This is a genomic window from Mesorhizobium erdmanii USDA 3471, from assembly GCF_000472705.1.
Classification (GTDB): Bacteria; Pseudomonadota; Alphaproteobacteria; order Rhizobiales; family Rhizobiaceae; genus Mesorhizobium; species Mesorhizobium erdmanii.
The window spans coordinates 85,940-106,928 of record NZ_AXAE01000011.1 but is presented as its reverse complement, the minus strand read 5'-3'; the positions used below and the strand labels follow the sequence as shown (position 1 = coordinate 106,928).

Annotated in this window: 22 protein-coding genes; 15 read left to right on the top strand and 7 right to left on the bottom strand. The window is 63.2% G+C overall.

Annotated elements, in window-relative coordinates; genetic code table 11:
- The first annotated feature begins 12 nt into the window (after nucleotides 1-12).
- Nucleotides 13-225 carry a hypothetical protein gene (locus A3AU_RS0105650; RefSeq protein ID WP_027051919.1) on the top strand — a complete coding sequence of 71 codons (213 nt, stop codon included), beginning with the start codon at nucleotides 13-15 and terminating at the stop codon, nucleotides 223-225.
- 8 nt (nucleotides 226-233) lie between these two features.
- Here the strand turns inward: A3AU_RS0105650 and dprA are convergent, their stop codons facing one another.
- The 4 genes from dprA to A3AU_RS0105630 are packed head-to-tail and all read right to left on the bottom strand — an operon-like array spanning nucleotide 234 to nucleotide 4,256.
- A complete protein-coding gene (gene dprA / locus A3AU_RS0105645) occupies nucleotides 234-1,367 on the bottom strand; it encodes a DNA-processing protein DprA (protein WP_027051918.1) in 1,134 nt (377 codons plus the stop codon).
- Complete coding sequence (gene plsY / locus A3AU_RS0105640; protein WP_027051917.1) at nucleotides 1,364-1,951, bottom strand: glycerol-3-phosphate 1-O-acyltransferase PlsY; 588 nt, start codon at nucleotides 1,949-1,951, stop codon at nucleotides 1,364-1,366. The genes dprA and plsY overlap by 4 nt, the downstream gene beginning before the upstream one ends.
- Nucleotides 1,952-2,007: 56 nt before the next feature.
- Entirely contained in the window at nucleotides 2,008-3,294 is a 1,287-nt protein-coding gene (locus A3AU_RS0105635) for a dihydroorotase (RefSeq protein WP_027051916.1), read from the bottom strand.
- A complete protein-coding gene (locus A3AU_RS0105630; RefSeq protein WP_027051915.1) occupies nucleotides 3,291-4,256 on the bottom strand; it encodes an aspartate carbamoyltransferase catalytic subunit in 966 nt (321 codons plus the stop codon). Before A3AU_RS0105630 ends, A3AU_RS0105635 begins: the two co-directional genes overlap by 4 nt.
- Nucleotides 4,257-4,480: 224 nt before the next feature.
- On the opposite strand from A3AU_RS0105630, the gene A3AU_RS0105620 reads away from it, so the two are divergent.
- From A3AU_RS0105620 to A3AU_RS1000000140270, 3 genes are all read left to right on the top strand, one after another.
- On the top strand, nucleotides 4,481-6,109 hold the full coding sequence (locus tag A3AU_RS0105620) for a DNA alkylation response protein (RefSeq protein WP_027051914.1): 1,629 nt from the start codon (nucleotides 4,481-4,483) through the stop codon (nucleotides 6,107-6,109).
- Between the two features lie 148 nt (nucleotides 6,110-6,257).
- Nucleotides 6,258-6,806 carry a hypothetical protein gene (locus A3AU_RS0105615; RefSeq protein ID WP_027051913.1) on the top strand — a complete coding sequence of 183 codons (549 nt, stop codon included), beginning with the start codon at nucleotides 6,258-6,260 and terminating at the stop codon, nucleotides 6,804-6,806.
- On the top strand, nucleotides 6,806-7,147 hold the full coding sequence (locus A3AU_RS1000000140270) for a DUF6105 family protein (RefSeq protein WP_081709449.1): 342 nt from the start codon (nucleotides 6,806-6,808) through the stop codon (nucleotides 7,145-7,147). The genes A3AU_RS0105615 and A3AU_RS1000000140270 overlap by 1 nt, the downstream gene beginning before the upstream one ends.
- Here A3AU_RS1000000140270 and ruvX read toward each other — a convergent pair.
- A complete protein-coding gene (gene ruvX, locus A3AU_RS0105610; protein WP_027051912.1) occupies nucleotides 7,065-7,571 on the bottom strand; it encodes a Holliday junction resolvase RuvX in 507 nt (168 codons plus the stop codon). The genes A3AU_RS1000000140270 and ruvX overlap by 83 nt on opposite strands.
- Before the next feature lie 124 nt (nucleotides 7,572-7,695).
- On the opposite strand from ruvX, the gene A3AU_RS0105605 reads away from it, so the two are divergent.
- The 5 genes from A3AU_RS0105605 (at nucleotide 7,696) to A3AU_RS0105580 (ending at nucleotide 12,027) form a co-directional block, all read left to right on the top strand.
- On the top strand, nucleotides 7,696-8,403 hold the full coding sequence (locus A3AU_RS0105605; protein ID WP_027051911.1) for a metal-dependent hydrolase: 708 nt from the start codon (nucleotides 7,696-7,698) through the stop codon (nucleotides 8,401-8,403).
- 389 nt (nucleotides 8,404-8,792) lie between these two features.
- Nucleotides 8,793-9,080, top strand: coding sequence for an Asp-tRNA(Asn)/Glu-tRNA(Gln) amidotransferase subunit GatC (gene gatC, locus A3AU_RS0105595; RefSeq protein WP_027051910.1), 288 nt, complete (start codon nucleotides 8,793-8,795; stop codon nucleotides 9,078-9,080).
- Nucleotides 9,081-9,087: 7 nt separating this feature from the next.
- Nucleotides 9,088-9,543, top strand: a complete 456-nt coding sequence (locus A3AU_RS0105590) for a GNAT family N-acetyltransferase (protein WP_027051909.1) — start codon at nucleotides 9,088-9,090, stop codon at nucleotides 9,541-9,543.
- Nucleotides 9,543-11,108 (top strand): amidase, encoded by a 1,566-nt coding sequence (locus A3AU_RS0105585; RefSeq protein ID WP_027051908.1) that lies wholly within the window; start codon nucleotides 9,543-9,545, stop codon nucleotides 11,106-11,108. Before A3AU_RS0105590 ends, A3AU_RS0105585 begins: the two co-directional genes overlap by 1 nt.
- A 121-nt stretch (nucleotides 11,109-11,229) precedes the next feature.
- A complete protein-coding gene (locus A3AU_RS0105580) occupies nucleotides 11,230-12,027 on the top strand; it encodes a YdcF family protein (RefSeq protein WP_027051907.1) in 798 nt (265 codons plus the stop codon).
- On the opposite strand, the gene A3AU_RS0105575 is transcribed toward A3AU_RS0105580, so the two are convergent.
- Nucleotides 12,000-12,719, bottom strand: coding sequence for a DUF599 domain-containing protein (locus A3AU_RS0105575; protein WP_027051906.1), 720 nt, complete (start codon nucleotides 12,717-12,719; stop codon nucleotides 12,000-12,002). The genes A3AU_RS0105580 and A3AU_RS0105575 overlap by 28 nt on opposite strands.
- A gap of 175 nt (nucleotides 12,720-12,894) precedes the next feature.
- Between A3AU_RS0105575 and A3AU_RS0105570 the strand changes: the two genes are divergently transcribed.
- From A3AU_RS0105570 to A3AU_RS0105560, 3 genes are all read left to right on the top strand, one after another.
- The gene (locus A3AU_RS0105570) at nucleotides 12,895-14,298 is read left to right on the top strand and encodes an L-serine ammonia-lyase (protein WP_027051905.1); all 1,404 of its coding nucleotides are present in this window, start codon (nucleotides 12,895-12,897) and stop codon (nucleotides 14,296-14,298) included.
- A gap of 77 nt (nucleotides 14,299-14,375) precedes the next feature.
- Nucleotides 14,376-14,813 carry a DUF1489 family protein gene (locus A3AU_RS0105565; protein WP_027051904.1) on the top strand — a complete coding sequence of 146 codons (438 nt, stop codon included), beginning with the start codon at nucleotides 14,376-14,378 and terminating at the stop codon, nucleotides 14,811-14,813.
- Between the two features lie 275 nt (nucleotides 14,814-15,088).
- Nucleotides 15,089-15,790, top strand: coding sequence for a DnaJ domain-containing protein (locus A3AU_RS0105560; protein WP_027051903.1), 702 nt, complete (start codon nucleotides 15,089-15,091; stop codon nucleotides 15,788-15,790).
- Between the two features lie 46 nt (nucleotides 15,791-15,836).
- Here A3AU_RS0105560 and A3AU_RS0105555 read toward each other — a convergent pair whose 3' ends face one another.
- On the bottom strand, nucleotides 15,837-17,264 hold the full coding sequence (locus tag A3AU_RS0105555; protein WP_027051902.1) for a D-alanyl-D-alanine carboxypeptidase: 1,428 nt from the start codon (nucleotides 17,262-17,264) through the stop codon (nucleotides 15,837-15,839).
- Between the two features lie 284 nt (nucleotides 17,265-17,548).
- On the opposite strand from A3AU_RS0105555, the gene A3AU_RS0105550 reads away from it, so the two are divergent.
- From A3AU_RS0105550 to clpA, 3 genes are all read left to right on the top strand, one after another.
- The gene (locus A3AU_RS0105550) at nucleotides 17,549-17,878 is read left to right on the top strand and encodes a phasin family protein (RefSeq protein WP_010909566.1); all 330 of its coding nucleotides are present in this window, start codon (nucleotides 17,549-17,551) and stop codon (nucleotides 17,876-17,878) included.
- 276 nt (nucleotides 17,879-18,154) lie between these two features.
- Nucleotides 18,155-18,484, top strand: coding sequence for an ATP-dependent Clp protease adapter ClpS (gene clpS / locus A3AU_RS0105545; RefSeq protein ID WP_027051901.1), 330 nt, complete (start codon nucleotides 18,155-18,157; stop codon nucleotides 18,482-18,484).
- A gap of 6 nt (nucleotides 18,485-18,490) precedes the next feature.
- Nucleotides 18,491-20,959 (top strand): ATP-dependent Clp protease ATP-binding subunit ClpA, encoded by a 2,469-nt coding sequence (clpA, locus tag A3AU_RS0105540; RefSeq protein ID WP_027051900.1) that lies wholly within the window; start codon nucleotides 18,491-18,493, stop codon nucleotides 20,957-20,959.
- Nucleotides 20,960-20,989 lie beyond the last annotated feature (30 nt).

Genomic DNA, 20,989 nt, shown 5'->3' with positions numbered 1-20,989 from the left:
AAGGAGTTTGCAATGACCCAACTGACCAGCCTCATCCGGGAAATCATGCCCGCCTGGCTGCGGCGGCGCTCCAGGCCCCTAGACGGTGATGCCAAGACGGCAGCCGGGCCGTTGCACCCCGAAGACGCCGACGCAGTCTGGCGCAAGGCTGTCGAAAAGAACCAGTGTGGAGCCAACACGCCGGATTACGCCGAGACCAGCGAGAAAGAACCCAGCCGCCATTGATGGCTGGGTCAGCCTTCCCCGAACAGTAACGAAACATTGCCGCCGGCATGGCGATCGAGCCGGCCGGCGAGGTCGAGTTCCAAAAGCACCATGAAAACCTGGGCCGGGTGCAGGCCGGTGTGCCGAATGATCTCGTCGATAGCCACGGGTGTCGGGCCGAGCGCCTCGATGACCTTGGCGCGGTCGCTCTCGCCGGGTGGCGGCGTGGCCGAGAAGTCGGGCGGATCTTCAAATGGCGGCACCTCAGGCGCCCGCATGCCGGTCAGGGGCGCGATCGCCCTGGAAATATCCGACGCCTCGGTGACCAGCATGGCGCCGTCCTTGAGCAGGCCGTTGGTGCCCGCGGCCCGGGGATCGAGCGGGGAGCCGGGCACGGCAAACACCAGCCGGCCCATTTCGCCGGCAAGTCTCGCGCTGATCAGCGAACCCGACCGCTGTGCTGCCTCGATCACCACCAGCCCGAGGGCAGCACCAGCGACAAGGCGGTTGCGGCGTGGAAAATCCTGGGCGCGTGGCTGCCAGCCGAACGGCATTTCCGAAATGATGGCGCCGCGCCCGGCGATTTCGTCGCACAGACCAGCATTTTCAGGCGGGTAGGGCAGGTCGAGGCCTCCGGCGAGCACACCGATGGTACCGGTCGCCAAACTGCCCTGATGCGCTGCGGTGTCGATGCCACGTGCCAGCCCCGACACGATGCCATAGCCGTCGCCGCCAAGATCGGTCGCCAGCATGCGCGCCATCTTTATGCCGGCCAGCGATGCGTTGCGGGCGCCGACAATGGCAATGCCCGGCAGCCGGAACACCGCGGCATTACCCTTCACCGCCAGCAGGGGCGGTGGATTGTCCATGCTTCTCAGCAGTGGCGGATAATCGGGCTCGCCAATGCCGACGAAACGCGCGCCCGCCCGCCGGGCTGCTTCCAACTCGGCCTCGGCCTCGGCAATCGATGGAATGCGGGCTATCCGGCTGGCGCCGCCCGAAATCATCAGTTCCGGTAGGATCTCCAGCGCCACCTCGGCGGACCCGAAGCGGTTGATCAGGTCGCGAAAGGAGGCAGGTCCGACATTCTGGGTACGGATCAGCCGCAGCCAGCTCAGCCGCTGCCGGTCGCTGAGGCGCGGCCCGGCGGCAGGCTCGCTCATCCCTTGGCTCCGATCTTGCCCTCGCTGCCGGCAAGGAGCCGGGAAATGTTGGCCCTGTGCTTGATGAAAACGATGATGCTCATCACCACGAATAGGACGGCGGTCTGCGGCGCGCTCATGAAATAAAGGGCAATCGGCACGACGACGGCCGCCGTCAGCGCCGCCAGGGAGGAATAGCGAAAAAGGAATGCCATCGCCAGCCAGACGACGGCGAAGATGAGCGCCACCTGCCAGGCAAGGCCGATCAGCACGCCAAGATAGGTGGCGACGCCCTTGCCACCCTTGAAGCCCAGCCAGACCGGGAAGAGGTGGCCGAGAAAAGCGCCGAGGCCGGCCCAGACTGCCGTTTCCGGCGCGAAATGGCCTGATATCAGAACGGCGGCCGTGCCTTTCAGCGCATCGAGCAGCAAGGTCGCGGCGGCAAGACCCTTGTTGCCGGTGCGCAGTACGTTGGTGGCGCCGATATTGCCGGAGCCGATCTTGCGCACGTCACCAAGGCCGGCGGCGCGGGTCAGCAGCAGGCCGAAGGGAATCGAGCCCAGGAGGTAGCCGAACACCAGCGCCAGGATCAGGCCGTAAGTCATTGTTTCCCCCGCATTTCCCCCAGATAGGCGAGATCAGGTGTGCGCCCGTTCTTAGCCTATGCCGAGAACACTGTGCGGCCCGCCACCAGCGTTTGCAAGACCTTGCCTTGCAGGCGCGCACCTTCGAAGCAGGTGTTCTTCGAGCGCGAGCGAATGCCGCTTTCGCTGACGATCCATGGTTCATCGAGATCGACAAGCGCAAGGTCGGCGACGGCGCCGGGCTTCAGCGTGCCACCGGACAGTCCAAACAGTTTTGCCGGCGCGGTGGAGAGCGTTTCGATCAGCCGCAGCAACGGCACATCGCCATTGTGGTAGAGCCGCAAGGCGGCGCCGAGCAGCGTCTCCAGCCCGATGGCACCGGCGGCCGCGTCGGCGAAGGGCAGGCGCTTGGTGTCGACATCCTGAGGATCGTGCGAGGAGACGATGATGTCGACCGTGCCGTCCCTGACCGCCTCGATCATCGCCAACCGGTCTTCCTCGGCACGTAGCGGCGGCGTCAGCCGGAAGAAGGTGCGGTATTCGCCGACGTCGTTTTCGTTGAGCGACAGATTGTGGATCGACACGCCTGATGTGACCGCCGCACCGTCGGCTTTGGCGCGCGTCACGGCGTTTGCCGCCATCGCCGTCGAGATTTTTGCCGCATGGTAGAAGCCGCGCGTCAGCCGGGCCAAAGCCAGGTCGCGTTCCAGCGGGATCGATTCGGCCTCGCGCGGAATGCCGGAGAGGCCGAGCCAGCTGGCGTACAGGCCTTCATTCATGACGCCTGACGAGCCGAGGTCGGCATCCTGCGTCTCATGGACGATGGTGGCACCGAAGTCGCGGGCGTAGATGAGCGCGCGGCGCATCACCAGCGCGCTCGATATGGTGTGGCGGCCATCGGTGAAAGCCACGGCGCCGGCCTCGCGTAACAGGCCGAATTCGGTCATCTCGCGGCCATCGAGCCCTTTGGTGATCGCCGCCGCCGGGAAGATGTTGACGCTCGCCGTGTCCTTGGCGGTACGCAGCACGAACTCGACCAGCGCCACATTGTCGATCACCGGGTCGGTATCGGGCATCATGACGACGGAGGTGACGCCACCGGCCGCCGCCGCGACACTCGCCGAAGCGATGGTTTCGCGATGTTCGCCGCCCGGCTCGCCGATGAAGACGCGACCGTCGATCAGGCCTGGAATGATCGCCTTGCCGGCGCAATCGGTAATGAGGGCGCCATCGGGCGCGCCCTGGTTCAACGCTGCCTTGCCCGCGGCAAGGATTTTCTTGCCATCGACAACGAGAGAGCCGACTTCATCGATGCCGCGAGAGGGGTCGACGATGCGAGCGCGTTCAAAGACCGTTATGCTCATGCGCCGCGGCCTTCTTGATTGCGACGGGGGTCGAGCAGCGCTTCCATCACCGCCATGCGCACGGCGACGCCCATCTCCACCTGTTCCTGGATGACGCTTTGCGGGCCGTCGGCGATTTCCGAGGCGATTTCGACGCCGCGGTTCATCGGGCCGGGATGCATCACCAACGCATCGTCCTTGGCGGCCTTCAGCTTCTCGGCATCGAGGCCGAAATAGCGGAAATACTCGCGCACCGAAGGCACGAACGCGCCTTCCATGCGCTCGCGCTGCAGGCGCAGCATCATCACCACGTCGGCGTCCTTGAGGCCTTCGGCCATCGATCGGGTGACGATAACGCCCATTTTCTCGATGCCGGAGGGCAGCAGCGTCGAGGGTGCCACCACGCGTACCTGCGCGCCGAGTGCGTTGAGCAGCATGATGTTGGAACGCGCGACGCGCGAATGCAGGATGTCGCCGCAGATCGCCACGATCAGCTTCGACAGCGGCCCCTTGGCGCGGCGGATGGTCAGCGCGTCGAGCAGCGCCTGGGTCGGGTGTTCATGCGCACCATCACCGGCATTGACGACGGAGCAGCCGACTTTCTGCGCCAGAAGAGCGGCGGCACCCGCCGACTGATGGCGGATGATCAATATGTCGGGCCGCATGGCATTCAGCGTCATCGCCGTGTCGATGAGCGTCTCGCCCTTCTTCACCGACGAGCTTGCCACCGACATGTTCATGACATCGGCGCCGAGCCGCTTTCCAGCAAGCTCGAAGGACGACTGCGTCCGGGTCGAGGCCTCGTAGAAGAGATTGATCTGGGTGCGTCCGCGCAGCGTCGAGGTCTTCTTCTCGGACTGCCGCGAGATCGCGACCGCCCTGTCCGCCCGGTCCAGCAAAAGCTCGATGTCACCAGGCGAAAGATCGCTGATGCCCAGAAGATGGCGGTGGGGATAGAGTGGCAGGGACGAAGCGTCGGTCATCTCAAGTGGCTGCTATAGGGTGCGGATTTTGCGCCCGCAAGCACCAGCTTTCGTTTGGCGCCGTTCTCCTCATTTTTTTGTAGAGATGGCCGATGAGATCGGCCGGTATTTTCGTCGCGCGCGCGGCAACGCTTGGCTATATCTAGCCGAGGGCCTCGGATTCGAGGCTTTCGCACGATAAGACCTTTCTACCGACAAAAGGTCTACCGATAAAAGGATTGGGCGTGACCGACGACGTAACGAACCAGCCGCCGCCGTTGACGGGCGGCAACGCCTGGCGGGGCGATCCGTTGCTGATCCAGCTTGCCGAGCGCTTTTCCGATCCGGTGCGCAAGGAACTAGACGGGCTCGGCCGTTTCGTGCTGACGCAGGAGGCGCAGGAACTTGCGCGTCTCGCCAATGTCGAGACGCCGAAACTGAGGACGCATGATCGCCAGGGACGGCGCATAGACCTTGTCGAATTCCATCCCGCTTACCACGCGTTGATGCGCCGTTCGGTGGCCAATGGGCTGCATTCGTCGGTCTGGGAAAATGGTGACGCCGAGATCGGCCGCCGCCATCAGGTGCGCGCTGCCCGTTTTTATCTGACCGCCGAACTCGAGACCGGGCACCTTTGTCCCATCACCATGACCAGCGCTTCGCTGGCGGCATTGATGGCCAGCCCAAAGCTGTTTCGCGAATGGGCGCCGCGCGTGACCACGCGCAAATATGACCAGAGTCAGAAGCCGCCGGTGGAGAAGACCGGACTGACGCTCGGCATGGGCATGACGGAGAAGCAGGGCGGCACCGATGTGCGCGCCAATGTGACAAGGGCTGAACGCGCCGGCAGCGGTTTTTATCGCCTGACCGGGCACAAATGGTTCATGTCGGCGCCGATGTCGGATGCCTTCCTGGTGCTGGCGCAGGCGCCGGAGGGACTGTCGTGCTTTCTCGTGCCGCGCGTTCTCGGCGACGGATCGGGCAACGGCTTCCGCTTCCAACGGCTGAAGGACAAGCTCGGCAATCGCTCCAATGCGTCTTCCGAGGTCGAATTCGTCAATGCCATCGGCGAGATGGTTGGCGAACCCGGCGCCGGCGTGAAGACGATCATGGACATGGTGACCCTGACCCGGCTCGACTGCGCGGTGGCGTCCTCGGCTCTCATGCGGGCGGGGCTGGCAGAAGCCGTTCATCATGCTCGCCATCGCCAGGTTTTCGGCTCGACCTTGATCGAGCAGCCGCTGATGCAGCGCGTGCTGGCCGACATGGCGCTGGATGTCGCCGCGGCCACGGCGCTGTCGTTCAGGCTGGCGCGATCCTTCGACGAGGCGGCGGGAGATCGCGGCGAGGCGGCGTTTGCCCGTGCCATGACGCCGGTCGTCAAATACTGGGTGTGCAAGATCGCACCGCCGCTGCTTTACGAGGCGATGGAATGCCTCGGCGGCAATGGCTATGTCGAGGAGGCGCCGCTCGCACGCTATTACCGCGAAGCCCCTGTCAATGCGATCTGGGAAGGGTCGGGCAATGTCATGGCACTCGATGTGCTGCGCGTGCTTGGCCGCGCGCCTGGGCTGTTCGAAGAGGTGCTGGCCGGCATCGACCGCGACCTCGGCGCCGGCGGGCGCGGCACGATCGGTGTACTGAAGGCGGCGATGCAGGTGGCTTCGACCGACGAGGGTTCGGCACGCCTGCTGACGGAGCAACTGGCACTGTCGGCCGCCGCGGCGGAATTGCGCCGGCTGGGGGCAGGGCGGATCGCCGATGCCTTCGTCGAAACGCGCCTGGCCGGTCAGTGGCGCAACACCTATGGCATGCTCGACTCGCGCCACGACGCGCGCATGATCATCGACACGCTCTATCCGCCGGTGAACTGAGCCGGGTGCTGCATGCCGCTGGGGCTTCGATCGGCTGAACACATCCGGGGGGCGTGCCCTGTGCATCGCCGTTAACCTTAACAAATGGTTTCCATTGCGGCGGCGGGCGGCAAAGCCCACTGTCATCGCCGCCGAAGCAGGAACCACGATGCGACACGTAATGACCTCCTTTCTGTCCGTGCACTGGGCAATTGTTTTTGCCCTGCTGGCGCTGATCTGCATCGACGGTGATCGCGGTGTGGCGGCAGCCCTCGGCGTACTCGGTGTGACCGTCGAGAGCGCCCGCTTCGTCAATCTGGAAAATCTCGTCGTGGTCGCGCCGCTGGCGACCGCCTTGCTGGTCGTCTCGGTGCTGTTCTTCTGGGCCTTTGTCGATTCCCTGATCAGCGATGCGACCAGCCCGGGCGCCGAGAGCGTCGTTCGTATCGCCTTCATTTCGGCTTCCGGTGTGCTGTCGATGATCCTGATCGGTGGCGCCGCACAGGGCATCAACGGGCTTTTCATGGTCGTCGCGGTGCAACTGGCCGCACTTCTGGCCTCCTATGTCGCGATGCTCGCCGAGCGGCGCTCGGCGGAGGCGTCGGATGACCTCGATTTCCGGGCTACGGCGCACACAATGGCGAAGGCAGCGGCTCACAATTCGCTGCTCTCCCTGATATCGGGCCGGGCCAGCCCGAAAGGGAAGGGAGGCCGCTGATGCGTTATATCTTCGGAATGTGGGCGGCCCCGATGGCGATTTTCTGGGGCTGGTTCTATCTGTCGGCCAACGACCTCAATTTCGGCTACGTCATGCTCAGCCGGCGGACGCATGACTTCTTCTTCCAGCTCTACGGTCAGATGCTGGGCATCGACCCTTCGATCATCCCCGGAATGGTAGCCAAGACGTGCATCTTCGACGGGTTTCTGTTGCTGGCCCTCTGGGCTTTCCGCCGCCGTCGCGAAATCGCCGGCTGGATCAGTCGGCGTTGGGCGGTCCAGGTTCCGTTCGATCGGCTGCATCGAGCGACTGAAGCCGGTCCAAAATTCCCTGCAGAATAAAGGCGGCCGCCGCCGAATCGATCTTGCCGGCACGTTTGGCGCGCGAAAAGTCCATTTCGATCAGCGTCCTCTCGGCCGCGACCGTCGAGAGCCGCTCATCCCAGAATACGAAGGGCAGGTCGCTCAATTGCGCCATGTTGCGCACGAAGGCGCGTGATTTCTGCGCACGCGGCCCTTCCGATCCATCCATGTTGATCGGCAGCCCGATTACCACCGCGCCGGCGTTCTCCTTCTCGAGCAACGCCAGAAGCACGGCGGCATCGAGCGAGAATTTCCTTCGCATGATGACCGGGCGTGGATGGGCGAAGGAGAAGCCCCGATCGGAAACCGCGACGCCGATGGTCTTGTCGCCGAGATCGAGCCCCGCCAGCGTCCTGCCATCGGCGAGCCGTGCCGGCAATTGCTCAATCGTGATGATAGCCAACAGTTTTCCCTTATCTTTTTCAGCAGCGCCCATCCTTCCGGAGGCGCGGCGGACACTATACCCTTTGATCTCCGGGCCATCGGCGTTCTATCCTTTGACCCGGCAAAAATCGAGGAATGCATTCATGAAACTGACCTGGTACGGCCATTCGGCCTTCCGTATCGAAACCGGCGACGCCAAGATCCTCATCGACCCCTATCTGATCGGCAATCCGTCCTGGACAGGCGGCTGGGAAGGGCCGGCGGAGGGGATAACGCATGTCCTGCTGACGCACGGACACAGCGACCATATCAGCGGTGCGCTGGAAGTGCTCGGCAAGAGCGGCGCGCAGCTGGTCGCCAATTTTGAGATCTGCATGTATCTGGTCGGCAAGGGCGTCGACGGCGGCAAGATCAACCCCGGCAATATCGGCGGCACGGTCGATTGCGGCGGCTTTACCACCACCTTCGTCCAGGCGCTCCACTCTTCCTCGTTTGGCGAAGACGGCGGCAGGAACGTCTATCTCGGCAATCCGGGCGGGCTGGTTCTGCATTTCCCGGAAGACAAGACGCTCTACCACATGGGCGATACCGATATCTTCTCCGACATGGCGCTGATCAACGAACTGCATGAGCCGAAGATCGGCATCGTGCCGATCGGTGACCGCTTCACCATGGGCGGTGCGGTGGCGGCCCTTGCCTGCCGTCGCTTCTTCAAGTTCGACACGGTCGTCCCTTGTCATTTCGGTACATTTCCGATGATCGATCCGACGCCCGAGAAGTTCGAGGCCGGCCTGGAAGGGTCCGGGGTCAAGGTCGCATTGCCTGACATCGGCAAAGCGATTACGATCTAGAAACAGCCAAAGCGGAGCAAATCCATGGCGTTGGGGCGATCTGGCTGGTGTTCCCAAAGCTGGAACCGCACGTCGCGGATCGCTCCAATCTCTCCTGCGAAAGTTGTTCGAGCCAATCCAATCACGGCCATTCCGGCACTAGGATCCCTATCTGGCATATCGATCGCTTGAGCCTGGCTGTTCCAATGCGGAATTGCGAGCCTTCGCCGTGCGAGGACCCATGCGGCAGTGTTCGTCAAGGAAGCGATTGTTCGAGTTGTCCGCCCTGTTGCGCCGTCCCAAGAACCGGGCCGGCATGGCAGTCTGGCGTGATGCCTTGGCACGATGCATGTTGCGCAGTGCGCGCCGCGCCGCTATAGCGCGGACTGGTTTTCCCCGAGGCAAAATGTATGTCCGTTGATGTCAAGACAGTGAAGCGCGTGGCGCGTCTCGCCCGCATTGCGGTCAGCGAAGACGATGCAGAGCGCATGACCGGCGAGCTGAACGCCATACTGGGCTTTGTCGAGCAGCTGAACGAGGTCGATGTATCAGGCGTCGAGCCGATGACCTCGGTCACGCCGATGGAGATGAAGAAGCGTCAGGACGTCGTCACCGACGGCAACAAGGCGGCCGATATTGTCGCCAACGCACCGGCGACCGAAGAGAATTTCTTCCTCGTGCCGAAGGTCGTGGAGTAAGGCCCCGATGGCAATCGAGATCGCCATCGAGACACCGCTGCAGGACGACGTGCGCGGCCTGGTCACGGAACTCAACGAGACCTTGCTTGAACTGACGCCGCCGGAGCATTGTTATCACCTGACGGTGGAACAGATGGCGGGCCAGGACACGACGGTTTTCATTGCCCGTGACAATGGCCTTGCCATCGGTTGCGGGGCGCTCAAGCGTCACGGCGCCGGGATCGGCGAGGTCAAGCGCATGTATACGCGGCCTTCGCATCGCGGCCAGAGAATCGGCGCCAGGATCGTCGAACGGGTCGAGGCGCTGGCGAGGCAGGAAGGACTGAAGCGGCTGGTGCTGGAGACGGGTGATCGTCATCCCGCCGCCTGGGCCGTCTACGAACGTGCCGGATTTTCGCGCTGCGGCCCGGTGCTGGATTATCCCGATTCCGAGTGGTCGGTGTTTTACGAAAAGAGCCTTTGATGAGCGACCTGACCCGACTGACGATTTCGCAGGCCCGCGCCAAGCTGCGCGGCAAGGAGATCACCGCGACCGAGATAACAGAGGCCTATCTCTCGGCGATCGACCGCGCCAATCCGGCGCTCAATGCCTATGTCGCGGTGACCGGCGACAAGGCGCTAGATATGGCCAAGGCGTCGGATGCCAGGCTCGTCAAGGGTGAGGGCGGTGCGCTGGAAGGCATCCCGCTGGGGATCAAGGACCTGTTCGGCACCGAAGGCGTTCATACCCAGGCCTGCAGCCATGTGCTCGACGGCTTCAAGCCGCGCTACGAATCGACCGTTACATCAAATCTGTGGGCCGACGGCGCGGTCATGCTCGGCAAGCTCAACATGGATGAGTTCGCCATGGGCTCGTCCAACGAGACCTCCTATTATGGCCCGGTGATCAATCCCTGGCGGCGTTCGCGCCTCGACACGGTGGTGATGCCGACGACGCATCAGGGCGATGGTGGCTTCGTCTCGGCCGGCGGCACGAAAACCCAGCGCAGCCTGGACAATGCGCAACTGGTGCCGGGCGGTTCTTCCGGCGGCTCGGCCACCGCCGTCTCGGCCTTCCTATGCGCCGGCGCGACTGCCACGGATACCGGCGGTTCGATCCGCCAACCGGCCGCCTTCACCGGCACGGTCGGCATCAAGCCCACCTATGGCCGCTGCTCACGGTGGGGCATCGTCGCCTTCGCCTCGTCACTCGACCAGGCTGGACCGATCGCGCGCGACGTGCGCGATGCCGCGATCCTGCTGAAGTCCATGGCCTCCGTCGACCCGAAGGACACGACCTCGGTCGACCGGCCGGTGCCGGACTATGAGGCGGCGATCGGCAAGCCGATCAAGGGCATGAAGGTCGGCATTCCCAGGGAATACCGCGTCGACGGCATGCCCGAGGAGATCGAAGCCCTGTGGCAGAAGGGCATTGCCTGGCTCAGGGATGCCGGCGCCGAGATCGTCGACATTTCCCTGCCGCACACCAAATACGCGCTGCCTGCCTACTACATCGTAGCGCCCGCCGAAGCTTCGTCCAACCTGGCGCGCTATGACGGCGTCCGCTACGGCCTGCGCGTGCCCGGCAAGGACATCGTCGACATGTATGAGAAGACCCGCGCCGCCGGCTTCGGCCGCGAGGTCAAGCGCCGCATCATGATCGGCACCTACGTGCTGTCGGCCGGCTATTACGACGCCTACTATCTGCAGGCGCAGAAGGTGCGCAACCTGATCAAGCGCGACTTCGAAAACGTCTTCGCCGCCGGCGTCGACGTCATCCTGACCCCGGCGACGCCGTCGGCCGCCTTCGGCATTGCCGATGAGGACATGGCTGCCGACCCGGTCAAGATGTATCTCAACGACATTTTCACCGTCACCGTGAACATGGCCGGCCTGCCGGGTATCGCCGTGCCCGCCGGGCTCGATCCCAAGGGGCTACCGCTTGGCCTGCAGCTGATCGGCAGGCCGTTCGAGGAAGAAACGCTGTTTCAGACCGCTGCCGTCATCGAACAGGCGGCCGGCACATTTCAGCCGGAAAAGTGGTGGTAAGGGTATCGCTCGTCTAGCGGCATGATCGCGAAAACCGGAATCGGCTTTCGGGAAGGATCATGGGCGAAATCAATTGCTACAGCGTGCTGTGCGCGGCCACACGCGCGCGGCGGGGTGAGCGATGTTCTACTATCTTTCCAAGATCTTCTGGTTTTTCATCCAGCCGCTCAACCTCACGATCTTCCTGTTCCTGGCGGGGCTGATCGCCGGCATGATCGGCCGGCGGCGGATGGCCGTCACCGGCAGTATTCTGGCGTTTCTGATCCTTGCGCTCTCGGCCTGGACGTCGCTCGGCGCGATGATGCTCAATCCGCTCGAAGAGCGCTTTCCACGGCCGCCGCTGCCGCAAAAGGTCGACGGCATAGTCGTTCTCGGCGGCGGCTTCGAGGGTGGGATCAATCTGGTACGCGGCGGCTATGAATTGAGCAGCGGCGGCGATCGCATGGTCGAGACCGCAATCCTTGCCCGGCGCTTCCCGCAGGCGAAGGTGGTGGTCTCCGGTGGGAATGGCTCACTGTTGCTGGACGGCGAGGGTGATGCCGACACCGCGCCCCGCCTGCTCGTGCCGCTGGGTGTATCGGCCGATCGTCTTGTCCTCGAGGACAAGTCCCGCAATACCTATGAAAATGCGGTCTTCAGCCATGAACTTGTCAAACCGGGACCGGGCGAGACCTGGCTGCTGGTGACCTCCGCCTTCCATATGCCCCGGGCCAAGGCGCTGTTCGACAGAGCGGGTTTTCCAACCGTCCCGTGGCCGGTCGACTATCGCACCTCCGGCAAGGAAGGTGTCGGCCTGTTCCGCGACAATCCGGCCGATTCCCTGGAGAATACGACCGTGGCCGTTCGCGAATGGATCGGGCTTTTCGCCTATTGGCTTTCCGGCCGCATCGATCAGCCTTTCCCAGCACCGGGCGGCTGACCGATAACGGCGCGCCGCGCCGCCGAGAAGAACTGACGCCGCACCAGCACGGCCAGCAGCAGAAGCGTCGAAGCCACGAACACCATCGGATCGACGAACCAGCCGAGATAGCCAATTGAGAAGAACACGCCGCGCAGGCCCGAGTTGAAATGCTTGCCGGCCAGCATGTTCATCTGCGTCGCACGCCATACAGCCGTTTGCGTGACGGCATTGCGTGAAGCTTCGCCATGCGGGATCGGCACGGCGCCGATCAGGATCGAGCAATAGTTGAACAGCCGGTAGGCCCAGCCGAATTTGAAGAAGGAAAAGGCCAGGATCAGAACCAGTCCCAGCACCTTGATCTGGAAGGCCGAGCGCGACGGCGCGCCGCCGAGTGGCAGGTTGCTCAGCACCTCGAGCACCCGGTCGGACGCACCGAGCAAGGCAAAGCAGCCGCCAAGCGCGATCAGCGAACTGGAGGCGAAGAAGGCAGTTCCCTGCTGCAGGCCGCTCATGATGGCGGTGTCGACGATGCGGATTTCGCGCTCGGCCATGGTGCGCATCCAGGCCTCGCGCTGCGCATTCATGGCCATCGTCAACGACATGCGGCTGACCAACCGGCCGTCGGAAGCGAGCGTATGCAGCACCCAGGCGAGAAGGAAAAGGCCCAGCGCCGCTAAATCGGCTGTCGAAAGATCGAGGGAATCGCCCATAAGCCGAATTTATCACATCCGGCGCGGTGGCTTCGATGACTGACATTGCGATCGACGACACAATGTCGCTGCCGGAGCAAACAAGGTCGGCAGGCGCAGCGCCGCGAATTTCAAAAGAGCGGAAACATCCTGGCAATTCCTATATGTAGTCCTCGACGCGACTCCAGGAGACAACGTGTTCCTTTCGGTTTTCGACCTGTTCAAGATCGGCATCGGTCCTTCGAGCTCGCACACGATGGGGCCGATGACGGCTGCCTCGCGTTTCCTGGACGAAATCCTGGATGGTGACTGGCCGCGACCCGCTGGTGTGAGCGTGGATCGCGTTGGCGCCAGCCTGCACGGTTCACTCGCCTATACCGGCATCGGCCATGGCAGCGATCGTGCTGTCGTGCTCGGCCTTGCCGGCCTGACGCCGCAGACCGTCGATCCCGACCAGGCTGACCGAATTGCCAGCCGCATCGCTGCCGAGAAGCGCATTACGCCTCCCGGTCATCCCTCTTATCGGTTCGACCCAGCCACCGATCTGGTGCTCGACCGCAAGACGCCTCTCACCGGCCATGCCAACGGCATGGCGTTCTATGCCTACGATGGCGGTGGCCGTCTGCTGCTCAAGCGCATCTACTATTCGATCGGCGGCGGCTTCGTGGTTTCGGAAGAAGAACTGCAGCGGATGAAGGCCAAGGGGTCCGTGACATCAGAAGGCAAGAAAGTGCCTTATCCCTTCAAGAACGCCGTCGAGATGCTGAAGATGGCGGGCAAGAGTGGTCTTTCCATTGCCGAGATGAAGCGCATCAACGAGGAAACGCAGATGTCGCGCGAAGAGCTCGACGCCGGCCTCGACGCCATCTGGGGTGCGATGAAGGGCTGCATCGACCGTGGCCTGTCGCAGGACGGCATCATGCCGGGCGGGCTGAAGGTGCGGCGCCGTGCCCGGCAGCTCCACGACAAGCTGCAGGAACAGTGGCAACAGAACCGGCCCAATCCGCTGCTCGCCAATGACTGGCTGTCAATCTACGCGATGGCCGTCAACGAGGAGAATGCCGCCGGGGGCCGCGTCGTCACCGCGCCGACCAACGGGGCGGCGGGCACGCTGCCGGCAGTGCTGCGCTACTGGCTGCATTTTCATCCCGAGGCCGACCAGCCGAGCATCCGCGACTTCCTGCTGACGGCGGCGGCCGTCGGCGGCATCATCAAGAGCAATGCCTCGATCTCGGGCGCCGAGGTCGGCTGCCAGGGCGAGGTCGGGTCCGCCTCGGCGATGGCCGCGGCCGGCCTCTGTGCCGTCATGGGCGGCACACCCATGCAGGTCGAGAATGCCGCCGAGATCGCGCTCGAACACCATCTCGGCATGACCTGCGATCCAGTCGGCGGGCTGGTGCAGGTGCCGTGCATCGAGCGCAATGCACTCGGCGCGGTCAAGGCGGTGACGGCGGCGTCCCTGGCGATCAAGGGTGACGGCGTCCACTTCGTACCGCTCGACGCGGCGATCGAGACCATGCGCCAGACCGGGCTCGACATGAACGAGAAGTACAAGGAAACCAGCCTTGGCGGGCTCGCCGTCAATGTCGTCGAGTGCTGAGGGGCTGGACCGAACTCGCACTGTGGAGAAGTCCGTCAGGCCGTTGACGTCTCGGCGCTCACGACTAACCTTAACGAATGGCTCTCAATCTCCTAAAACTGTGCGTCGGCTGCGACAGCGTCGAGGATCTCGAGGAATGGATCGAGTTCCGTCTCGACGAACGGCGGCGGGCCGGTGAACCGGCCGAACACTGGCACACGACCCGCATGGTGCCGACGCGCGGCGCTGAGATTACCGATGGCGGCTCGCTCTACTGGGTGATCAAGGGCAGCGTGCAATGCCGCCAGCTGATCACCGAGATCAGGCCCTTCACCGATGACGAAGGCATTGGCCGCTGCCATCTGATGCTCGATCCGCACGTCGTGCGCACCGACTGGCAGCCGCGCCGGGCTTTCCAGGGCTGGCGCTACCTGAAGCCATCGGACGCGCCCCTCGACCTCGGCAAGGGCAAGGCGGGGTTGGTCGAGATGCCACCGAAACTCAGGCGCGAGCTTGCCGATCTGGGTTTGCTATAAGCCATAGCGCGGCGGTATTGCCTGCCGCCTGCGCGGGCTTTCTGGCCCTCACTCTTGCCTCTTGCTGGACTTGCAAGCGGCTCGACAACGCCACATCTTGAACTCATGCGCAATGAACAGCCGTCGAATTCGGCAAGGGCCACGGAGTTGGGGAGCCATCTCGCAGGGCGGTCCTCTCCCTGTCTCGATGAAGGCCATCATTCCGGCGCAGAAAAAGTGCTGGATGACATCAGGCGGCTGTCCGGGCGGGCAGGGAACCTGCGGGGCGGTGGGAAATGTTAGGCGCAATTATCGGTCTGGTCGCATTGCTGCTGGTGATGCTCGGGGTAGCATCGGCCTTCCTTCGGGCCGATCCGGCCCGGCTGGCAAGCGGGACCAGAACAATGGGACCGATCCTGCTGGCGCTGGTGGGCGGCGCGGTGCTTCTGGTTGGCCGAAGCGGAATCGGCGGCGTCATTCTGTTCGCGGCAATCGGCTGGTATTTCGCCACGCGTGCGGACCGGCCTGACGTCAGGCCGGAGCCAGGAAAACGCTCAACGGTGCGAACGGCAGCGCTCGAGATGGAGCTGGATCACAATACGGGCGGCCTCGAAGGGCTGGTTCTGGCTGGCCGCCACGACGGCAAGATGCTTGGCGCGATGGGTCTTGGCGAGCTGCAGCATCTCTACCGTGAGCTCTCCGGCGACGCGGAGAGCTGCCAGCTGCTAGAGACGTATCTTGACGGCAGATTTCCCGTCTGGCGCAAAAACACTGAGACGAACGGTGGCGAAGGGCTGGGTGTTGCGCCAGGTCCGGGCGCCATGACTAAGGAGGAGGCCTACAAGGTCCTTGGTCTTGAAGCGGGGGCCGCCGCGGCGGATGTCCGCAAGGCGCACCGCCGCCTGATGCAGCGCCTGCACCCCGATATCGGCGGCACGTCTTTCCTGGCGGCGCGAATCAACGAAGCCAAGGACGTCTTGCTCTCCAATCACAACTAGTCTCCTTCGACGCAAAAAATTTCCGGGAGATATCTTCCACGCTGTCCTATTGCTGGACGGCGTAGCAGGCGATTTTCTTCTTCTTCAAAGCGGTGCAGGCTTTCCAGGCGGCATCCTTCGAACCGAAACCGCCAAAGCGGGCGCGGTAGTACGTCTCGCCATCCTTGTCGAAGGCGACGGTGAAGCCCGACGCGTCCGCCAGGATTTTGGGCGCCTGCTTTGTGGTCCTGTCGAGGAAGGCCTGGGCTTCCGACTGCTTCGGCGACGACGCGACCTGTATGGCCCAACCCGACGGCACCGAAGCGGTATTGACCGGATCGACGGCCGGCGGCGTCGGCTCGGCATAGGCGGCGACGACCTGGGCGGTGGCGACCTTCGGCGCGGCGACGATGACCGTCTTCACCTTCTTTGCCGGGGCGACCAGTTTGGGTGTTTCGGCCTGGGCATCGCTGTCGGCGGTGTCATCCTCGGCGACAGTCGCGTCTTCGGTAACGGCTGTATCGTCGGCGCTGGCCACCGCCACCGGCTTGTCGTCCGGGGTCGGGGCGTCGTGTTTGGGCAGGATAACCTTGGCAAGGGCCTTGATCGGGTTGCTGCTGTCGGCCTTGGCAACCAGATCGCCGCCACCGCGGGTCGAGGCCCTCGGCATGTAGGTGTTGATCAGGCTTGCCATCTGGTTGTCGCGGCTGCCGCCCGACGTGCCGCCCATGACAACCGCGACGAGGCGGCGGTTGCCGTCGTTGACCGACGAGACGAGGTTGAAACCGGAAGCGCGGGTGTAACCGGTCTTGATGCCGTCGACGCCCTTGATGCGTCCAAGCAGACGGTTGTGACCGTTGATGCGCTGACGGCCGTAGAGAAAGGAGCGCTGAGAGAAATAGCCATAGTACTGCGGGAAATGCTCCCGCAAGGCGATGCCGAGCGTCGCCATGTCGCGCGCCGTGGTGAACTGGCCGGGGTCTGGCAGGCCGTTAGCGTTGCGAAAGACGGTGCCGTTCATGCCGAGCTGCCGCGCCTTGGCGGTCATCATGCGGGCAAAAGTGGGTTCATCGCCGCCGAGCATTTCACCGAGCGCGGTGGCCGAGTCGTTCGCCGACTTGGTGACGATCGACAGGATCGCGGTCTCGACCGTGACCGAACCGCCCGGCTTCACGCCAAGTTTCGTCGGCGCTTCGGCAGAGGCATGGGCCGAAAACACGACCTGCGAATTCCTGTTGATCTTGCCCTTCGCCATCGCTTCGAAGGTCAGATAAAGCGTCATCATCTTGGTCAGCGACGCCGGATAGCGCCTGCCGTTGGCATCCGCGGAATACAGCACCTTGCCGGTCTTGGCATCCACGACAATGGCCGCTGGCCGTGCTGCCAGCGATGAGGCCACGTCGGCACAAACGAACGTCACCGCCAGGGCGAAGACCATGATCGCTTTGAGGGGGGAAGTGGATTTGGAAACGATGCCCAACAACGCCTGACGCACTGATATTACCCTTGGATTCTTCGTTGCGTTGGAGGCGGCAAAGGGTCCTGCCTCACTTCCAGCCACGCTAGACGGGCAGCGTTACCAATCCGTTTATGGTAACCGCCGCGTTCACCATTTTCTTCGTGCTTGAAACTCACTTTATTTGATTTTTAGCCATTGCCTGCGCAGGCGGGCTCCGCGCCGCGGCGAATATTGACTTTTGTGCGGCGCACAATATATTGAGGTGCATTGCACAAAGGCGCCCCGAAGAAGGACGCCTCAACCGTCAAGGGAATCGTGAAATGACCCAGACCTATGAGGACTTCAGCAAATACGGCAAGGAATTCGCCGACACCGGATTGAAGAGCTTCGCTTCGCTGTCCAAGGGCGCCCAGGCAATCGCCACCGAGGCCGGCGAGTACACCAAGAAGAGCTTCGAAGCGGGCAGCGCCGCTGTCGAGAAGCTGTTCTCGGCCAAGTCGCTGGACAAGGCGATCGAGATCCAGACAGACTATGCCAAGCAGTCCTACGAGGCTTTCGTCGCCGAGGCCACCAAGATTGGCGACCTCTATGCCGAACTCGCCAAGGAAGCCTACAAGCCGTTCGAATCGATCGTTGCCAAGGCGAAGTAATTTCGCTCTACAGTTTCAGATCCGGCCCTTTGGGCCCGGGACAGGACCCGGTCGCGGCAGCGCGGCCGGGTTTTTTCATGTCGATTTCCGCTCTGAGGAGACGTGGGCCTTCACGATTGCGAAAAACAGCCAAGTTGGTCACCTAGCCATATTGTCAGCTAACCAGAAGGGCTTAAAATCGTCCATCGAACACCTACATGTCGAACTCGCATGGGGATTCGAAAGAGGCAGGATTACGTGACGATCGGTTTGACTGCCACGAGACAAGTGGCGCGGATGCAAAACGGCAGCGGCGACGGCAATGAGGCCGGCCGCGGTACGGCCGTCATCACGCGCACCAAAACCAAGACCAAGAAGCCCAGCCTTTATCGGGTCCTCATCCTCAACGACGACTACACTCCGATGGAGTTCGTGGTTCACGTGCTGGAGCGTTTTTTCCAGAAGGACCGCGAAGCCGCCACACGCATCATGCTTCATGTTCACAATCATGGAGTGGGCGAGTGCGGGGTCTATACATTCGAGGTGGCCGAGACCAAAGTGTCTCAGGTCATGGATTTCGCCCGACAGAATCAGCATCCGCTGCAATGCGTGATGGAGAAGAAGTGAGGTAACATGCCGGCTTTCTCCCAAGGCCTGGAAAAGGCGCTTCACCAGGCGCTGACGCTCGCCAATGAGCGGCACCATGAATACGCAACCCTTGAACATCTGCTACTTGCGTTGATCGATGACACCGAGGCCGCCGCCGTCATGCGCGCCTGCAACGTCGATCTCGACGAGCTGAAGCACACTGTTCTCACCTATATCGACACCGAGCTCGACAACCTGGTCACCGGCTACGACGAGGATTCCAAGCCGACCGCCGGCTTCCAGCGCGTCATCCAGCGCGCGGTGATCCATGTGCAGTCTTCCGGCCGCGAGGAAGTGTCGGGCGCCAACGTGCTCGTCGCGATCTTCGCCGAGCGCGAAAGCCACGCCGCCTATTTCCTGCAGGAACAGCAGATGACCCGTTATGACGCGGTCAACTACATTTCGCACGGCATCGCCAAGCGTCCCGGTGCATCGGAGACGCGCTCGCCGCGTGGCGCCGACGATGAGCAGGGCGGCCAGAACGGCGCCGAGCCGCAAGAGGAAGGCGGCAAGAAGAAGCAGCAGCAGGATGCGCTGACTGCTTATTGCGTCAACCTCAACAACAAGGCCAAGGCCGGCAAGATCGACCCGCTGATCGGTCGCGAGAGCGAGATCAACCGCACCATCCAGGTGCTGTGCCGCCGCTCCAAGAACAATCCGCTCTATGTCGGCGACCCCGGCGTCGGCAAGACAGCGATCGCCGAAGGTCTGGCCAAGCGCATCGTCGAGGGCGACGTTCCCGAGGTGCTGCTCAACGCCACCATCTTCGCGCTCGACATGGGCACGCTGCTGGCCGGCACGCGCTACCGCGGCGATTTCGAGGAACGGCTGAAGCAGGTCGTCAAGGAACTCGAGGACTACCCTGGTGCCGTGCTGTTCATCGACGAGATCCACACCGTGATTGGAGCGGGTGCCACGTCGGGCGGCGCCATGGATGCGTCGAACCTGTTGAAGCCGGCGCTGTCTTCGGGTGCGATCCGTTGCATCGGCTCGACCACCTACAAGGAATTTCGCCAGTTCTTCGAGAAGGACCGCGCTCTGGTGCGGCGCTTCCAGAAGATCGACGTCAACGAGCCGACCATCGAGGACGCCATCGAGATCATGAAGGGCCTCAAGCCCTATTATGAGGAATTCCACAAGGTCAAGTTCACCAACGAGGCGATCAAGGCTTCGGTGGAACTGTCGGCCCGCTACATCAACGACCGCAAGCTGCCGGACAAGGCGATCGACGTGATCGACGAGACCGGCGCCTCGCAGATGCTGGTGCCGGAAGCCAAGCGCAAGAAGACCATCGGCATCAAGGAGATCGAAGCGACGATCGCCACCATGGCGCGCATTCCGCCGAAGACGGTTTCGGCCGATGACGAGAAGGTGCTGCAGGGCCTCGACATCGAGCTGAAGCGCGTCGTCTATGGCCAGGACACCGCCATCACCGCGCTGACCTCGGCGATCAAGCTGGCACGTGCCGGCCTGCGCGAACCGGAGAAGCCGATCGGCTCGTATTTGTTCTCAGGGCCAACCGGCGTCGGCAAGACCGAAGTGGCAAAGCAACTCGCCGCCTCGCTCGGTGTCGAACTGATCCGCTTCGACATGTCGGAATATATGGAACGCCACACCGTCTCCCGGTTGATCGGCGCGCCTCCCGGCTATGTCGGCTTCGACCAGGGTGGCCTGTTGACCGACGGTGTCGACCAGCATCCGCACTGCGTGCTGTTGCTGGACGAGGTCGAGAAGGCGCATCCGGACCTGTTCAACATCCTGTTGCAGGTGATGGACCACGGCAAGCTGACCGACCACAACGGCAAGCAGATCGACTTCCGCAACGTCATCCTGATCATGACCACCAATGCGGGCGCATCCGATGCGCAGCGCGCGGCGATCGGTTTCGGTTCGACCAAGCGTGAAGGCGACGATGTCGAGGCGATCAACCGGCTGTTCACGCCGGAATTCCGCAACCGTCTCGATGCGATCATCCCGTTCGGCTCGCTGCCGGTGCCGGTCATCCATCAGGTGGTGCAGAAGTTCGTCATGCAGCTCGAGGCGCAGCTCTCCGAGCGTGGTGTGACATTCGACCTGTCGCCGGAAGCGATCGCCTGGCTCGCCGACAAGGGCTATGACGAGCGCATGGGCGCGCGGCCGCTCGGCCGCGTGATCCAGGAGCACATCAAGAAGCCGCTGGCCGACGAGGTGCTGTTCGGCAAGCTCAAGAAGGGCGGCACGGTGCGCGTCACCGTCGAGAAGAAGGAAACCGGCGAGACCGGCCTGAAGCTCGAATCGCTGGCCGACGAGGCGCCGGTGACGCCGAAGAAGGAAGAGCCGGAAGACGCGCCCAAGCCGCGAAAGGCCGTGGCCAAGAAGCCCGCTGCCAAGAAGCTCGTGGCGCAGAAGCCAGAGCCCAAGGGCAAGGATGGCGGCAAGCGCAGCCTTGTGCCGCAACTGCCCCGCAAGGGCTGAGCCTGGCGAAAATCGAGAAGAGCCCCGGAA

Bases quoted from the DNA above. Each gene is read 5' to 3' on its own strand.
- gatC (WP_027051910.1), top strand. From the start codon at position 8,793: ATGTCCGTTGATGTCAAGACAGTGAAGCGCGTGGCGCGTCTCGCCCGC.
- A3AU_RS0105590 (WP_027051909.1), top strand. From the start codon at position 9,088: ATGGCAATCGAGATCGCCATCGAGACACCGCTGCAGGACGACGTGCGC.
- A3AU_RS0105585 (WP_027051908.1), top strand. From the start codon at position 9,543: ATGAGCGACCTGACCCGACTGACGATTTCGCAGGCCCGCGCCAAGCTG.
- A3AU_RS0105615 (WP_027051913.1), top strand. From the start codon at position 6,258: ATGCGACACGTAATGACCTCCTTTCTGTCCGTGCACTGGGCAATTGTT.
- A3AU_RS0105630 (WP_027051915.1), bottom strand. From the start codon at position 4,256: ATGACCGACGCTTCGTCCCTGCCACTCTATCCCCACCGCCATCTTCTG.
- A3AU_RS1000000140270 (WP_081709449.1), top strand. From the start codon at position 6,806: ATGCGTTATATCTTCGGAATGTGGGCGGCCCCGATGGCGATTTTCTGG.
- plsY (WP_027051917.1), bottom strand. From the start codon at position 1,951: ATGACTTACGGCCTGATCCTGGCGCTGGTGTTCGGCTACCTCCTGGGC.
- A3AU_RS0105605 (WP_027051911.1), top strand. From the start codon at position 7,696: ATGAAACTGACCTGGTACGGCCATTCGGCCTTCCGTATCGAAACCGGC.
- A3AU_RS0105565 (WP_027051904.1), top strand. From the start codon at position 14,376: ATGGCTCTCAATCTCCTAAAACTGTGCGTCGGCTGCGACAGCGTCGAG.
- clpS (WP_027051901.1), top strand. From the start codon at position 18,155: ATGCAAAACGGCAGCGGCGACGGCAATGAGGCCGGCCGCGGTACGGCC.
- A3AU_RS0105580 (WP_027051907.1), top strand. From the start codon at position 11,230: ATGTTCTACTATCTTTCCAAGATCTTCTGGTTTTTCATCCAGCCGCTC.
- clpA (WP_027051900.1), top strand. From the start codon at position 18,491: ATGCCGGCTTTCTCCCAAGGCCTGGAAAAGGCGCTTCACCAGGCGCTG.
- A3AU_RS0105650 (WP_027051919.1), top strand. From the start codon at position 13: ATGACCCAACTGACCAGCCTCATCCGGGAAATCATGCCCGCCTGGCTG.
- A3AU_RS0105635 (WP_027051916.1), bottom strand. From the start codon at position 3,294: ATGAGCATAACGGTCTTTGAACGCGCTCGCATCGTCGACCCCTCTCGC.
- dprA (WP_027051918.1), bottom strand. From the start codon at position 1,367: ATGAGCGAGCCTGCCGCCGGGCCGCGCCTCAGCGACCGGCAGCGGCTG.
- A3AU_RS0105550 (WP_010909566.1), top strand. From the start codon at position 17,549: ATGACCCAGACCTATGAGGACTTCAGCAAATACGGCAAGGAATTCGCC.
- A3AU_RS0105560 (WP_027051903.1), top strand. From the start codon at position 15,089: ATGTTAGGCGCAATTATCGGTCTGGTCGCATTGCTGCTGGTGATGCTC.
- A3AU_RS0105575 (WP_027051906.1), bottom strand. From the start codon at position 12,719: ATGGGCGATTCCCTCGATCTTTCGACAGCCGATTTAGCGGCGCTGGGC.